The 14,721-nt window shown below is 57.1% G+C and carries 16 protein-coding genes; 8 read left to right on the top strand and 8 right to left on the bottom strand.

Annotated features, from left to right (window positions below; genetic code table 11):
• Positions 1–39: 39 nt before the first annotated feature.
• A complete protein-coding gene (locus AC1DQM_RS23075; protein WP_026286459.1) occupies positions 40–822 on the top strand; it encodes a PhzF family phenazine biosynthesis protein in 783 nt (260 codons plus the stop codon).
• Positions 823–870: 48 nt separating this feature from the next.
• Here AC1DQM_RS23075 and AC1DQM_RS23070 read toward each other — a convergent pair whose 3' ends face one another.
• Together AC1DQM_RS23070 and argF are read right to left on the bottom strand one after the other, a co-directional pair.
• Positions 871–1,980, bottom strand: coding sequence for an ABC transporter ATP-binding protein (locus AC1DQM_RS23070; protein ID WP_019581557.1), 1,110 nt, complete (start codon positions 1,978–1,980; stop codon positions 871–873).
• The gene (gene argF, locus AC1DQM_RS23065; RefSeq protein WP_026286458.1) at positions 1,977–2,897 is read right to left on the bottom strand and encodes an ornithine carbamoyltransferase; all 921 of its coding nucleotides are present in this window, start codon (positions 2,895–2,897) and stop codon (positions 1,977–1,979) included. The genes AC1DQM_RS23070 and argF overlap by 4 nt, the downstream gene beginning before the upstream one ends.
• A 406-nt stretch (positions 2,898–3,303) precedes the next feature.
• On the opposite strand from argF, the gene AC1DQM_RS23060 reads away from it, so the two are divergent.
• The 3 genes from AC1DQM_RS23060 to grxD all read left to right on the top strand — a co-directional run bounded on the left by AC1DQM_RS23060 (position 3,304) and on the right by grxD (position 6,275).
• A complete protein-coding gene (locus tag AC1DQM_RS23060; protein ID WP_018926610.1) occupies positions 3,304–3,594 on the top strand; it encodes a hypothetical protein in 291 nt (96 codons plus the stop codon).
• 133 nt (positions 3,595–3,727) lie between these two features.
• Entirely contained in the window at positions 3,728–5,836 is a 2,109-nt protein-coding gene (locus AC1DQM_RS23055) for a molybdopterin oxidoreductase family protein (RefSeq protein WP_477746907.1), read from the top strand.
• A gap of 97 nt (positions 5,837–5,933) precedes the next feature.
• Positions 5,934–6,275 carry a Grx4 family monothiol glutaredoxin gene (gene grxD, locus AC1DQM_RS23050; protein ID WP_007938922.1) on the top strand — a complete coding sequence of 114 codons (342 nt, stop codon included), beginning with the start codon at positions 5,934–5,936 and terminating at the stop codon, positions 6,273–6,275.
• Between the two features lie 105 nt (positions 6,276–6,380).
• On the opposite strand, the gene bfr is transcribed toward grxD, so the two are convergent.
• Both bfr and AC1DQM_RS23040 read right to left on the bottom strand, forming a co-directional pair.
• Positions 6,381–6,854 (bottom strand): bacterioferritin, encoded by a 474-nt coding sequence (gene bfr / locus AC1DQM_RS23045; protein ID WP_007898512.1) that lies wholly within the window; start codon positions 6,852–6,854, stop codon positions 6,381–6,383.
• Between the two features lie 200 nt (positions 6,855–7,054).
• Complete coding sequence (locus tag AC1DQM_RS23040; RefSeq protein ID WP_018926608.1) at positions 7,055–7,273, bottom strand: bacterioferritin-associated ferredoxin; 219 nt, start codon at positions 7,271–7,273, stop codon at positions 7,055–7,057.
• 314 nt (positions 7,274–7,587) lie between these two features.
• On the opposite strand from AC1DQM_RS23040, the gene AC1DQM_RS23035 reads away from it, so the two are divergent.
• Positions 7,588–8,190, top strand: a complete 603-nt coding sequence (locus AC1DQM_RS23035; RefSeq protein ID WP_018926607.1) for a peroxiredoxin — start codon at positions 7,588–7,590, stop codon at positions 8,188–8,190.
• Between the two features lie 76 nt (positions 8,191–8,266).
• Here the strand turns inward: AC1DQM_RS23035 and rnt are convergent, their stop codons facing one another.
• A complete protein-coding gene (gene rnt, locus AC1DQM_RS23030; protein ID WP_007938919.1) occupies positions 8,267–8,944 on the bottom strand; it encodes a ribonuclease T in 678 nt (225 codons plus the stop codon).
• Entirely contained in the window at positions 8,941–9,987 is a 1,047-nt protein-coding gene (gene pyrC / locus AC1DQM_RS23025; RefSeq protein WP_018926606.1) for a dihydroorotase, read from the bottom strand. Before pyrC ends, rnt begins: the two co-directional genes overlap by 4 nt.
• Before the next feature lie 157 nt (positions 9,988–10,144).
• Between pyrC and AC1DQM_RS23020 the strand changes: the two genes are divergently transcribed.
• Both AC1DQM_RS23020 and AC1DQM_RS23015 read left to right on the top strand, forming a co-directional pair.
• Complete coding sequence (locus tag AC1DQM_RS23020; protein WP_018926605.1) at positions 10,145–11,053, top strand: flagellar protein MotY; 909 nt, start codon at positions 10,145–10,147, stop codon at positions 11,051–11,053.
• Positions 11,054–11,182: 129 nt separating this feature from the next.
• Positions 11,183–12,400 (top strand): argininosuccinate synthase, encoded by a 1,218-nt coding sequence (locus AC1DQM_RS23015; RefSeq protein ID WP_020799894.1) that lies wholly within the window; start codon positions 11,183–11,185, stop codon positions 12,398–12,400.
• 174 nt (positions 12,401–12,574) lie between these two features.
• On the opposite strand, the gene AC1DQM_RS23010 is transcribed toward AC1DQM_RS23015, so the two are convergent.
• Positions 12,575–13,156 (bottom strand): hypothetical protein, encoded by a 582-nt coding sequence (locus AC1DQM_RS23010; RefSeq protein WP_477746906.1) that lies wholly within the window; start codon positions 13,154–13,156, stop codon positions 12,575–12,577.
• Positions 13,157–13,721: 565 nt separating this feature from the next.
• On the opposite strand from AC1DQM_RS23010, the gene AC1DQM_RS23005 reads away from it, so the two are divergent.
• Positions 13,722–14,348 (top strand): response regulator transcription factor, encoded by a 627-nt coding sequence (locus AC1DQM_RS23005; protein WP_018926602.1) that lies wholly within the window; start codon positions 13,722–13,724, stop codon positions 14,346–14,348.
• Positions 14,349–14,439: 91 nt separating this feature from the next.
• Here AC1DQM_RS23005 and AC1DQM_RS23000 read toward each other — a convergent pair whose 3' ends face one another.
• The gene (locus AC1DQM_RS23000; protein ID WP_018926601.1) at positions 14,440–14,619 is read right to left on the bottom strand and encodes a PA3496 family putative envelope integrity protein; all 180 of its coding nucleotides are present in this window, start codon (positions 14,617–14,619) and stop codon (positions 14,440–14,442) included.
• Between the last annotated feature and the right edge of the window lie 102 nt (positions 14,620–14,721).

The following is a 14,721-nucleotide window of genomic DNA, read 5'->3' as shown; positions in this document are numbered from 1 at the left end:
GGCTTCATGCTCGGCGACCTGAAGAAAGGGAGAAGTGCCATGCAGCTTGAGTTTCATCAGATCGATGCGTTCAGTGATCGGCCGTTCAGTGGTAACCCGGCGATGGTGTACCGGCTCGATGCCTGGCTTGACGATGAGTTGATGCAAAAAATCGCCGCCGAACATAACCTCGCCGAAACCGCGTTCCTGGTGCGTGAGGGTGCTGTCTGGCGCATTCGCTGGTTTACTCCGACCACCGAAGTCCCGTTATGCGGTCATGCGACCCTGGCCAGTGCCTACGTACTGTTTGAACTCTATAAAGAACCGGTCGAGCGACTGGACTTCATCTGCAAGTCCGGCCCATTGAGTGTCACCCGAGAGGGTGGGCGCTTGTGGCTGGATTTCCCGGCAGTCGTGCCGTCGGAAGTGGGCGTGACCCTGGATGTCGAGCGCGCCTTGGGCGTCGAGGCGGTCGATGTGCTGGGGTCGAACGAATTGTTCGTGGTGCTGGAGTCCGAGCAGGCGGTGCTCGATTGTCAGCCAGACATGATTGCCCTGGCGAAATTGCCATGGCCGGGCGCCATCGTGACAGCCAAAGGCAGCAAGCATGACTTTGTGTCGCGCTACTTTGCCCCGGCGATCGGCATCAACGAAGACCCGGTGACCGGTTCAACCCATTGCAGCCTGATTCCGTACTGGTCGAAACGCTTGAGCAAGTCGAGTCTGACGGCTTATCAGTGCTCGGCGCGGGGTGGGGAGTTGTTTTGTCAGCTGGAAGGGGATCGGGTGAGTATTGGCGGGAATGCGACGCTGGTCGCGAGCGGAACGCTAATGCTGGGTTAAACGAAAATCCAATAGATGGGAGCGAGCTCCCACCTATGTCCGCGTTGTTCAGCTGGCGGCGCCGTAGCGCCGAACCCCGGACTCGATCGTCGGAATCTGTGCCGCTGTACTGCCGGAGGCCTGGAACAGTACCAGGTGTTCCGCCGCTACCCGAATGCCGACTTCAGCACCGACCAGATGATCGGCATGACTTGGGAAAATCGACTCCAGCTGTGCGCCCGTAGGCAACTGCAAGCGGTACAGCGTTGAGGCCCCCTGGAAGCTCTTGCCGACAATCTGCGCCCTCAGTGGGCTGGACGGTGCATAGACGATGTCGTCCGGACGCAGCAATACGTCCACGGCGCCACCGATCGGCCAGGTGTAGGCACGGTTGCCGCGCAATTCACCCAATTCGGTCTGCACCGACTCCGGGCTGCTCAACTGACCGCGAATGAAGTAACCCTGGCCAATGAAGCTGGCCACATACGGTGTCAGCGGTTCGTGATAGAGGTTGTAGGGGGTATCCCATTGTTCCAGGCGACCTTCCTTGAAAACGCCGACATGGTCGCTGACCGCGAAAGCTTCTTCCTGATCGTGGGTCACCAGAATCGCACTGGTGCCGCGAGCCTTGAGGATGTCGCGTACTTCATGGCTGAGCTTGCGTCGCAGCTCACCGTCGAGGTTGGAGAACGGTTCGTCGAGCAACAACAGTTGCGGTTCCGGTGCCAGGGCGCGGGCCAGTGCAACTCGCTGCTGCTGGCCACCGGACAGCTCATGGGGAAAGCGCTTGCCGAGGTTTTTCAGGTTGACCAGTTCGAGCAGTTCTTCGGTGACACGATCCTTTTGCGGGTGCTTGCGGATCCCGAAGGCGATGTTCTCGGCCACGCTCAAATGCGGAAACAGCGCGTAATCCTGGAACACCATGCCGATCCGGCGTTTCTCCGGGGCGAGGGTGAAGCCGGCGCTGGAGATGGTCTCGCCCGCCAACTGGATCTCACCCTCGTGCACCGGTTCGAAACCGGCAATGGCCCGCAGGGTGGTGGTTTTGCCGCAGCCCGAAGAGCCCAGCAGGCAACCGATATCGCCGGCATTCAAATGCAGGTTGAGGTTCTGCACAACCCGCTGGTTTTGATAACCACAGGCCAGATTGCGCAGGTTCAGCAGTAATGGCTGGCTCATGCGTGATGGTACGAAGGTGGGACGAGAAACTCGAGCAGGGCCTTTTGTGCATGCAGACGGTTTTCGGCTTGATCCCAGGCCACCGAACGCGGGTCGTCGAGCAGGTCGAGGCTGATTTCCTCGCCACGGTGGGCCGGCAGGCAATGCATGAACAGCACGTCCGGTGCGGCCAGGTCGAGCAGCGCCCGGTTGACCTGGAACGGTGCGAACAGCTTCAGGCGCTTGGCGGTTTCCTCTTCCTGGCCCATGGAGGTCCAGACGTCGGTGCTCACCAGATGCGCGCCGCGTACGGCTTCCCGAGGATCGCGGACGATGCTTACCCGATCGCCGGCCTTGGCCACGAACTCAGGGTTGGGTTCGTAACCTTCCGGGCAGGCGATGCGCAACTGGAAGTCGAACTGGATCGCCGCTTCTATATAGCTGTTGCACATGTTGTTGCCGTCGCCGATCCAGGCCACGGTCTTGCCTTGGATCGAACCGCGATGTTCGAGGAAGGTTTGCATGTCAGCCAGCAACTGGCACGGGTGCAGGTCATCGGACAGGCCGTTGATCAGCGGGACTCGCGAATTGGCGGCGAATTCGGTCAGGGTGCTGTGCGAAAACGTACGGATCATCACTGCATCGAGCATGCTCGACATGACAATGGCGGCGTCGCCGATCGGTTCGCCACGGCCCAGCTGAGTGTCGCGCGGCGACAGGAAGATCGCCTGGCCACCGAGCTGGATCATGCCGGCTTCGAACGAAATACGGGTACGGGTCGAGGACTTCTCGAAAATCATCCCCAGGACGCGGTTTTTCAAAGGCTCGAACAGTACGCCGCGGTTACGCAGGTCCTTGAGCTCAACGCCTCGACGGATCACGCTGACCAGCTCTTCGGGCGTGCAATCCATCAGGGAGAGAAAGTGCCTTGCGCTCATCATTGACTACCTTTTTGCAACAGACCGCAGATACTCAAAGCCTTGTTTAACTGAAAAACGGGCGAGACCTGCGGCGTAAGCCGCACGGGGCGACGAAATAGGGGGAGGCGCGATATTGACATTAAATGTCGCGTTTTTCCAATAGGCTACGGTGTTTAGAGGATTTCAGAGAGGCTACGGGGTGACCGCAGTAGCGCTTTTGAAGCCTGTTTCCTGACAGCAGCTGAGCATTTGTACACTGGGCTCGCCGGGCTTGGCAATCAGGCAGGGCGCGGGCGACAGATTGGCAGTCGGTTTTTGATCTGTCATTCGAGCCTTTGGCGGGCAATGTGTCTAGTCTGAAACATTTGCTAATGCAAAGTGCTGGGTTATAACTAAAGCACGAGCGACGCAGGAAGCCTCAGGAATGGAATCGAAAGAACAGTTATTGATGGAGCTACTCGGCCTTACGGCTCGCTCTCTGACCCACCTCACTGCTTCCATGACCTCGATGTCTTTCGAGTTGTTACGCAGTGAAGATGAAGTCACCAAGGCGGCTGGCCGGCGCATGATCGACCGCATGGCCACCATCAGTGCCGGGCTCGACGAGCATTGGCGGCTGATCGGCGAGCTCACCGGCGTGCACGTCGCCCACGAGCAGATCGAAACCATCGAGGAAATCCAGCTGCAGGCGCCGCCGAGTCTGCCGCCGAACTGATCCTTGCTGCCATCGGCCGGCCTGATGGTCGTCGATTCACAAGACGAACGTCGCTGGCGCGGTGGCAAGTCACGCGCCATAGTTTTGTTCCCGCGGCTGACATTGCCCGCCCAGAACAAAACAGAGACTGGCCATGACCAAGACTCTCCATCACCGTGCGTGCCACCTGTGTGAAGCCATCTGCGGCCTGACCATCGAAACCACCGAGGTCGAAGGCAGCGGCGTGCAGATCACCTCGATCAAGGGCGACCCTCAGGACAGCTTCAGCCGTGGGCATATCTGCCCCAAGGCGGTGGCCCTGCAAGACATTCAGAACGACCCGGATCGCCTGCGTCAGCCGATGCAGCGAGTGGGTAGCGAGTTGCAGCCTATCGAGTGGGAAGATGCGTTCAGCCTTGTAGCCGAACGCCTGGCGGCGATTCAGGAGCGTCACGGGCAGAACGCGGTGGCGGTCTATCAGGGCAACCCCAGCGTGCACAACTACGGGTTGATGACCCACAGCAATTACTTCCTCGGCCTGTTGAAAACCCGTAACCGGTTTTCCGCGACGTCGGTCGATCAGTTGCCCCATCACCTGACCAGTCATTTGATGTATGGCCACGGCTTGCTGTTGCCGATCCCGGACATCGATCACACTGATTTCATGTTGATCCTGGGCGGTAATCCGCTGGCCTCCAACGGCAGCATCATGACCGTGCCGGATGTGGAGAAGCGCCTCAAGGCGATTCAGGCCCGGGGTGGCAAAGTGGTGGTGGTCGATCCGCGTCGCAGCGAAACGGCGGCGATTGCCGACCAGCATCTGTTCGTGCGCCCCGGCGGCGATGCGGCGCTGTTGTTCGGGTTGCTCAATACGTTATTCGCTGAAGGCCTGACCCGCGACAGTCATTTGCCGGTCGATGGGCTGGATGAAGTGCGTAAGGCGATCGCAGGTTTCACTGCCGAGGCCATGAGCCCGCTGTGCGCAGTCCCCGCCGAACAGATCCGTCAACTGGCGCGGGACTTCGCGGCAGCCCCGACGGCGGTCTGCTATGGCCGCATGGGCGTCTCGACCCAGGCCTTCGGCACCTTGTGCCATTGGCTGGTGCAATTGATCAATCTGGTGACCGGCAACCTTGATCGTGTCGGCGGTGCGTTGTGCACCGAGCCGGCGGTGGACCTGGTGGCGTCCACGTCGGGCGGCCATTTCAACCTGTGGCAAAGCCGCGTGTCCGGGCGTCCTGAATACGGTGGCGAGTTGCCGGTGTCGGCGCTGGCCGAAGAGATGCTCACCGAAGGGGAAGGGCAGGTCCGTGCGCTGATCACCGTGGCGGGTAATCCGGTGTTGTCCACGCCCAATGGCCGACAGCTGGAGCAGGCGCTGGACGGACTGGAGTTCATGGTCAGCGTCGACCTGTACATCAATGAAACCACGCGTTATGCCGACCTGATCCTGCCGTCGACTTCGGCGCTGGAAAACGATCATTACGACACCACCTTCAATATGTTCGCGGTGCGCAACGTCACCCGTTTCAACCGGGCGATTCTCGCCAAGCCGCAAGGCGCGCTGCATGATTGGGAGATCTTCGTGGGGCTGGCCAAGGCCTTTGCGGCGAAGACCGGCAAGGCGCTGAAACCGACCATTGCGCCGGCGCAGATGATTGACCGGGGGCTGCGGATGGGCCTGTATGGCGATGCTTCAGGGCACAAACTGTCGCTGGCGACCTTGTTCGATCACCCTCACGGTATCGATCTCGGCGCGCTCAAGCCCAATTTGACGCCTCGTCTGAAGACGGCCAATCAGCGCGTCCAGGCGGCGCCTGTGGAGATCCTCGCCGATCTGGCGCGCTTTGCGGCGTTGCAAGCACCAGCCGCCGATGAGTTACTGATGATCGGTCGCCGCCATGTGCGCAGCAACAACTCATGGATGCACAACTATCACCGCCTGGTGAAGGGCAAGCCGCGCCATCAACTGCTGATGCACCCGGACGACCTGGCCAGCCGCGGGCTCAGCGATGGGCAGCGGGTGCGCGTCAGTTCACGGGTCGGCGTGATCGAGGTTGAAGTGGTCGCCAGCCTCGATATGATGAAAGGAGTGGTCAGCCTGCCCCACGGTTGGGGTCATGCGCGACCGGGCGTGCAGATGACGATTGCCAGTGGCCAGCCAGGTTCCAGCGCCAATGACCTGACTGACGAATGTCAGCTCGATGAGTTGTCGGGCAATGCGGCATTGAACGGCGTGCCGGTGACCGTGGCGGCGGCGTGAACATGTCTGTCGGGGAGGCCGAGCATGGCGCTCGGGTTTCCGTTACAATGCGCCACCGTGCCGACCACTGAGTCGGAAAGTTCAGCCGAGGTGCTCCATGGATATCATCGAAACGATTAAAGAGCAGATTGCCAACAACACCATTCTGCTTTACATGAAAGGCTCGCCGAATGCCCCGCAGTGTGGGTTCTCCGCGAAAGCCGCCCAGGCTGTGATGGCCTGTGGTGAAAAGTTTGCCTATGTGGATATCCTGCAGAACCCGGAAATCCGCGCCAACCTGCCAAAGTACGCCAACTGGCCAACCTTCCCACAACTGTGGGTTGCCGGTGAGCTGGTTGGTGGTAGCGACATCATGACTGAAATGTCTGCCGACGGTTCGTTGCAGGCACTGATCAAAGACGCCGCCGCCAAAGCCGCCGCTGCCAAGACCGAAGCCTGATTCGGTTCCCGCAGGCTGCGATCTTTTGATCTTCAGCACGTAAAAAGCCCCGCCTCTGTAAAGAGAGCGGGGCTTTTTATTGCGTCGGGGTTAGCGGCGTAGAACTTACTCTTCGCCCATCTGCGATTGCAGATAGTTCTCAAGGCCGACTTTATCGATCAGGCCCAGCTGGGTTTCCAGCCAGTCGATATGTTCTTCTTCGGACTCAAGAATGTCTTCGAGCAGTTCACGGCTACCGAAGTCGCCAACGGTTTCGCAATGGGCGATAGCGACTTTCAGGTCGGCATGACCGTCGCGCTCGATCTTCAAGTCACACTCAAGCATTTCCTTGGTGTGTTCGCCGATGTGCAGCTTGCCCAGGTCCTGGACGTTCGGCAGGCCTTCAAGGAACAGGATGCGCTTGATCAGCTTGTCAGCATGCTTCATCTCGTCGATGGATTCGTGGTACTCGTGCTTGCCGAGCTTGTTCAGGCCCCAATCTTCATACATGCGCGCGTGCAGGAAGTACTGATTGATCGCGACCAGTTCATTGGCAAGGATTTTGTTGAGATGCTGGATGACTGTAACGTCGCCTTTCATGGTGGGAGTCCTGCCCTGTATTAGCTGTATATAAGGCGGAGTTTGAGCCGCGTAATTAATAGTGTCAAACCTAAGTTATTGAAACTTAAATGAAAATTAATCGGAATAAGAATGTTTGTGTTCCGCGTCTAAGGCCTAAGCGATTGATTTTCAGACATAAAAAAACCGGACATCAAGTCCGGTTCTTCGAAATACGGTAGTTATGCGGCTGTAAATTCTACGGGGTAGGGGATCGCCGCCTGGGCCGTTTGCAGTTTGCCCAGTGTTTCACGCACCACTTCCTTGGCCAGGCAAGCGCATTTGCCACATTGGCCGGCTACGCCGGTAGCCAGACGGACTTCCTTGTAGCTGCAGCAACCTTCATAGATTGCATCGCGGATTTGACCGTCGGTGACGCCGGTGCAGAGGCAGACATACATAAGTGAGAACCGTCGCTGGTTGTGACTCAATTGCGATGGATCTTAATGTTAACGAGAATGATTGTCAAAGTGGTTTCTGAAGGCTTTTCGTCATAAGGGCCTTTGACTGACGAACGGTTTCCTCTCGCGCCTTGCGAAAAAAAATAGCAGCGGCCATTTTGCCCGCCAGAAAAAAACCGCTAAGGACAGGCGAAAAACGCGGTGTATGATGGTCGGCCTTTTGCGAAGGAGGTTCGTGTCACAGGGCTGTCGCCTGAGGGTGACAGGCTGGCATGAGCCCTGTTCTTCAACGTTATTACACCAGGAGATATCCAATGAGCGTACTCGTAGGCAAACAAGCCCCTGACTTCACCGTACCGGCCGTACTCGGCAATGGCGAAATCGTCGACAGCTTCACCCTGTCCTCGGCCATCAAAGGCAAATACGGCCTGGTGTTCTTCTACCCACTGGACTTCACCTTCGTTTGCCCGTCCGAGCTGATCGCTCTGGACAACCGCATGGCTGACTTCAAGGCACGCAACGTTGAAGTGGTCGCCGTTTCGATCGACTCGCACTTCACCCACAACGCGTGGCGCAACACCCCGGTGAACAATGGCGGTATCGGCCAGGTTCGTTACACCATGGCTGCTGACATCAAGCAGGAAATCATGAAGGCTTACGACGTTCAGTCCGCTGACGGCGTGGCTTTCCGTGGTGCGTTCCTGATCGACGACAAAGGCGTTGTCCGCTCGCAGATCGTCAACGACCTGCCGCTGGGCCGTAACATGGAAGAGCTGATCCGTCTGGTTGATGCTCTGCAATTCCACGAAGAGCACGGCGAAGTTTGCCCTGCCAACTGGAAAAAAGGCGACAAAGGCATGAACGCTTCGCCAGAAGGCGTTGCGGCTTACCTGACCGAGCACGCTGCTGCGCTGTAAGCCAGGCGTCCGGCAATAAAAAACCGGCCTCACTGAGGCCGGTTTTTTTATGGGCGGGATAAACCGGCGACCAGCCTCAGTCGTTGTAGTCTTCCCAGCCGCCCATCTGTTTCCAGCGATTGACGATGCCGCAGAACAGCTCGGCAGTCTTCTCGGTGTCGTAGCGAGCCGAATGAGCCTCACGACCGTCGAAGTCGATGTCCGCTGCCTGACAGGCCTTGGCCAGTACGGTTTGACCGTAGGCAAGACCGGCGAGGGTCGCGGTGTCGAAGCTGGAGAACGGGTGAAACGGGTTGCGTTTCATGTCCAGGCGCGCGACTGCCGCGTTGAGGAAACCCAGGTCGAAGCTGCTGTTGTGACCGACCAGAATCGCCCGTTTGCAACCGTTGGCTTTCAGGGCCTTGCGAATGCCACGGAAGATATCGGTCAGCGCCGCTTCTTCACTCACTGCCATGCGCAACGGGTGATCGAGTTTGATCCCGGTGAATTCCAGGGCTGCTGCTTCGATGTTGGCGCCTTCGAATGGCTCAACCCGGAAGAAGTAGGTGTGATCGGGGTACACGAACCCTTTTTCATCCATGGCGATAGTGGTTGCAGCAATTTCCAGCAGGGCGTCGGTGGCCGAGTTGAAGCCACCGGTTTCTACGTCGACGACAACCGGCAGGTAACCACGGAATCTGGCAGCCATTGGATGACGAGGACCACCTCCACCGCCTTGACCGTCCTGTTCGTCGTCGAAATGGTCTTCACTCACGCGTGTTCCTCCAGCAGGCGCCAGCGCAGTTTTTCACCGGCGCGCAGCGGGATAACGGTCAGCTCGCCAAATGGCAGGCTGGTTGGGGCGGTCCACTCTTCGCGGACCAGGGTGATGCGATCGGTGTTCGCCGGCAGACCGTAGAAACGCGGGCCATTGAGGCTGGCGAAGGCTTCGAGCTTGTCCAGCGCATTACGCTGTTCGAAGGCTTCGGCATACATCTCGATCGCGGCATAAGCGGTGTAGCAACCGGCACAGCCGCAAGCCGCTTCTTTGGCGTGCTGGGCATGGGGGGCCGAGTCTGTGCCGAGGAAGAACTTGTCGCTGCCGCTGGTGGCGGCGTCGAGCAGGGCTTCCTGGTGGGTATTGCGCTTGAGGATCGGCAGGCAATAGAAGTGCGGCCGAATCCCACCCACCAGCATGTGGTTGCGGTTGTACAGCAGGTGATGCGCGGTGATGGTGGCGCCAACGTTGGCCGAAGCCGCGTTGACGAACTGCACGGCATCGGCGGTGGTGATGTGTTCGAACACCACTTTGAGCGTTGGGAAACGCTCGACCACGCGACGCATGTGCTCATCGATGAAGATTTTTTCCCGATCGAAAACGTCGATATCGCCACGGGTGACTTCACCGTGAACCAGCAAGGGCATCCCGACTTCGGCCATGGCCTCCAGTGCAGGGAAAATCTTGTCGATGCTGGTGACGCCAGAGTCCGAATTGGTGGTCGCGCCTGCCGGGTACAGCTTGGCGGCGTGAATGAAACCGCTGGCCTTGGCCTCACGAATTTCTTCGGGCTGGGTGCGGTCGGTCAGGTACAGAACCATCAGCGGTTCGAAACGGCTGCCGGCCGGACGTGCGGCGAGAATCCGCTGGCGATAGCCATCGGCTTCAGCAGCGTTGCGCACCGGAGGTACCAGGTTGGGCATGATGATGGCGCGACCAAAGGTGCGCGCGACATCCGCGACGGTATTGGTCAACACGGCACCATCGCGAAGATGAATGTGCCAGTCGTCGGGACGCAGCAGGGTCAGGCGGTCGGACATGAGGGAATTCCAGGCGGGTCAAACTCAGGGGAATGCTACCGGAAAAGACTCTTCCAGGCACTCGCTATCAAGTTTTACGACAAGCTTCCGATACCCAACAGGCAGGCCGTGAATATGTGTGTCGGTCTTTTTGTCGTAGAAGCCAGTGGAGCCTCCCGTGCGCCAGCGTTATTTAGCCTTGCTCAGTGTGTTTGCCAGCCTTCCCGCGATGGCGCTCACTTTCCAGACTCGCCTGGAGAGCATCGAGTGGACGGTCGAAGGCGACAAGTTCGAATGCCGCCTGACTCAACCGATCACCGATTTCGGTTCGGGTGAGTTTGTGCGGCGCGCCGGAGAGCAGGCGACATTTCGACTGAAGGCCTACAACTCAATGATCGGTGGGGGTTCCGCCACCTTGCTGGCGGCGGCTGCGCCATGGCAGCCGGGGCGTGGCGACATTAACCTGGGCTCGGTGAGAATCGGTAGTGGCAACGTGCTGTTCAACAGTTCGCAAGTGCAGGCCGGGCGCCTGATCAGCGGGCTGATGGAGGGGCGCAGCCCGGTCGTACGACACTCATCGGGCGACGGTCGGGTGTCTGAAGTGCGTCTGCTGCCGGTCAAGTTCAGCAAGGCCTATGGTGACTATCAGGGTTGCGTCGCCAAGCTGTTGCCACAGAATTTCGAGCAAGTGAAGCAATCCGAGGTCGGCTTTCCGGGGGAGGGTATCGATCTCGATGCCAGGGCCAAGGCCCAGTTGCAGGTCATGCTGGAGTTCATGAAGGCCGATCCGACGGTCAACCACATTGAACTCGATGGCCATTCCGACAATAGCGGTAACCGGCTGACCAACCGTGAACTGTCACGACGCCGGGCGCTGGCGGTGATGGATTTCTTCAAGGCCAATGGTGTGCAGGAATCGCAGATCACCCTGCGTTTTCACGGTGAGCGCTATCCGCTGGCGCCCAACAACAATGCCGCCAACCGGGCGAAGAACCGCCGGGTTGCCGTACGTCTCGAGCGGGTCGCACCGACCGAGAAACCTGCGCCTCAAGCCACCGCCGCCGCGAGCAGCGCGACGACCTCCTGAACCTGCTGAATTCGTCGCTCGCTCGACATAATCTGTCGCTTCGTCGTCATAAGCTGTCGCGCCTCTGTAAATTATCCTGCATGAGCGGTAGACTTGACAGCTTTCCGTAGAACCCCGTGGAGTGATGGCATGGCGGACGTAAACAAGGTCGTTCTGGCGTATTCCGGCGGCCTGGACACTTCGGTGATCCTCAAGTGGCTGCAGGATACATATAACTGTGAAGTAGTGACCTTCACCGCTGACCTGGGTCAGGGCGAAGAGGTCGAACCGGCCCGCGCCAAGGCACAGGCCATGGGCGTAAAAGAAATCTATATCGACGATCTGCGCGAAGAATTCGTGCGTGATTTCGTGTTCCCGATGTTCCGCGCCAACACCGTTTACGAAGGCGAGTACCTGCTGGGTACTTCCATCGCTCGTCCGTTGATCGCCAAACGCCTGATCGAAATCGCCAACGAAACCGGTGCTGACGCCATTTCCCACGGCGCGACCGGCAAGGGCAACGACCAGGTTCGTTTCGAACTGGGCGCCTACGCCTTGAAGCCAGGCGTGAAAGTGATCGCTCCATGGCGCGAATGGGACCTGCTGTCCCGTGAGAAGCTGATGGACTACGCCGAGAAGCACGCGATTCCGATCGAGCGTCACGGCAAGAAAAAATCCCCGTACTCGATGGATGCCAACCTGCTGCACATCTCCTATGAAGGCGGCGTGCTGGAAGACACCTGGACCGAGCACGAAGAAGACATGTGGCGCTGGACCGTCTCCCCGGAGAAAGCTCCCGACAAACCGCAGTACCTGGAACTGACCTACCGCAACGGCGACATCGTTGCACTGGACGGTGTCGAAATGACCCCGGCCACCGTGCTGGCGACCTTGAACCGTATCGGTGGCGAACATGGTATCGGCCGTCTGGATATCGTCGAAAACCGCTATGTGGGCATGAAATCCCGTGGCTGCTACGAGACGCCTGGCGGCACCATCATGCTGCGCGCTCACCGTGCGATCGAATCGATCACCCTGGACCGCGAAGTGGCTCACCTCAAAGACGAGCTGATGCCTAAATACGCCAGTCTGATCTACACCGGCTACTGGTGGAGCCCAGAGCGTCTGATGCTGCAACAGATGATCGATGCTTCCCAGGCCCACGTGAACGGCGTAGTGCGCCTGAAACTGTACAAGGGCAACGTGATCGTTACCGGACGCAAGTCCGACGAGTCGTTGTTCGACGCCAACATCGCGACCTTCGAGGAAGATGGCGGCGCCTACAACCAGGCCGATGCGGCGGGCTTCATCAAGCTCAACGCCTTGCGCATGCGTATCGCGGCGAACAAAGGCCGCAAGCTGTTCTGAGACCTTTGATGCGGTAATGGAACTGTGGCCTTGTCGATGACAAGGCCACAGTTCTGAAAAAGGGCTGCTGCATATTACGTTTCGCTTTCTGCTGGTTTCTTCCAACCGTTCCTTTTGCTGCCTGCCTTTGATCTCACTTCAAGGGCTGCCTTGCTCTGTGCGACGGGTCAAAACCTAGCCCATGATCGTCACGCCATGTGAGCTCAAATTGTAAGAAACACAGAACGTTGCGTTGCTACGTTTCTTTAGTTGTTTCCAGTGTTTGAGCGCACTGTCCTTCAGCACTACCTCCGAATCGGCACACGTGAGAAATACGATCACGTGTGCAGGATTATCCGGAGCGTGCTGGATACTCTCCATCAGGGCGCTGAACCCCATTTTTTTGGTTATCCAGCGTGCATCAATGATGTGCAGATCCTTTAGCGGCGAGGGCAGCTGCACATGGTGTTGGACCGAGCGTTCAGGCGACACACTGGAAGTGCTGTTTCCAGAGTGATCAGCGTTGTCCATGACTTTTATAAAATGCTTTCCCTTCTCGAAATCGGAGGGCGCGTAAAGCGATCGATAATTGAAGTTAAGTGTGGCGAAGAAAAGAAAAAGCAAATAAAAGGGAAAGCTGATCAGAAACCAGATGTAGAGTTCTCTCTCCTTGTGGTCAAGAAAGGGCAGCGATACAGCAGCTGATGTTTCGGACAGTGCTGCAAATATTGCAATGATTGTCATGGGGTTGGTGATTCTTTTTTTGAGTTTTGTCATGTTTTTTACTCATTAGGTATTATCTTTTTCTCTGTTGGTTTATAGGGTGTGCTTTGGTGTTGATGCATGTATGAGTGTGTTTTTTTGTATTTGTTATTTTAAGTTTCTTTTTGTTGTGTGGTTGAGGTTGATATAGTAACTGTATTGTTCTGGGTCTGGGTATGGCTGTTTATTTGTTTTAAAGTTGTGTGGGTTTGTTTGGGTTGTGAAGTGTTGCTGTATGTAAGTTTTTTCGAGTGGTTCGGGCCGGGTTATGTAAAATTCTGCAAGATACTCGTTACCTTTAAGGGTAGCTTAATAGTCGCGGTCTGTCGGACCAAGGGCGTTGAACTCTGTTTTTTTGGGGTGTGAATTGTTACAAAGACATTGTCGAAGCGTTTAGCAGTGTTCGGCCAATAAAATCCCTGGCTCATCATGCGCAATGATTTCTTGTAGGAATAATCCGTGTTGTTTGTAGGTAATGTCTCTCGGTGCGAGTGGTCGAGGGGGACGGCATGCCATGGGTGAAACGACTAGGCTATGGTGCGGGCTCTAAAAATTCGAACAGCGAAAATTGGAATTGCCCATGAATAAAGTGCTGATCGTGGATGATCACCCCGTCATTCGTCTTGCGGTACGTATGCTAATGGAGCGTCATGGCTACGAAGTCATTGCAGAAACAGACAATGGCGTGGATGCATTGCAACTTGCTCGTGAACTTATGCCGGATATCGTTATCCTGGATATTGGAATACCGAAGCTGGATGGGTTGGAAGTTATCGCGCGCCTGACCTCGGCGGCGATGCCTCTTAAAGTGCTGATATTGACGTCCCAGGCTCCAGGACATTTTTCCATGCGTTGTATGCAATCGGGTGCCGCCGGATATGTCTGTAAACAACAGGACCTTACTGAGTTGCTCAGTGCAATAAAGGCTGTATTGTCAGGTTATAGCTACTTTCCTAATCAGGCGCTGCATACTGTGCGCTCCAGTCTTGGGAATGCCAGTGAAGCCGATATGGTGGATCGTTTGTCCGGGCGGGAAATGATGGTCCTTCAGCAGTTGGCCCGAGGAAAGACAAACAAGGAAATCGCCGATGGGATGTTCCTCAGCAATAAAACCGTCAGTACTTACAAGACTCGCCTGTTGCTGAAGCTCAATGCTCGCTCACTGGTCGATCTTATTGAATTGGCTCAACGTAATGGCCTGGTATGAGTATGCCAGCGTTTGACGAGGGGCGATGAGCGGGCGTTTGTCGGGGATGGGCACTTAGTAAAAAGCCTCCGTTTCGGGAGGCTTTTAGGTGTCATAGGTCAAAATCGTAATCGGCCAATTGCTTTTGCAATCGGCGCTCCTCCAGCAGATTGTCGATGGTGCGGCGTTTGCTCAGGTTGGTCTTCGCTACTTCCACCACCGGTTCTGCGTCATCGGCCTCAACGGCGGTGAAGTCGTCTTCTACGTCCAATTGCTCTTTGCCAGTGCTCATAAGGTTAACTCCAGGCTAAGACTGCCTTTGGCGCTCCTTATATCGACAATTTCCCGGCGGGTAAAAAAGATTTTTTCAATCGGCTAATCAAGAAAACTAATA

It is taken from the genome of Pseudomonas sp. 01L34 (genome assembly GCF_056400265.1).
This window is presented reverse-complemented; position numbering and strand designations above follow the sequence as displayed.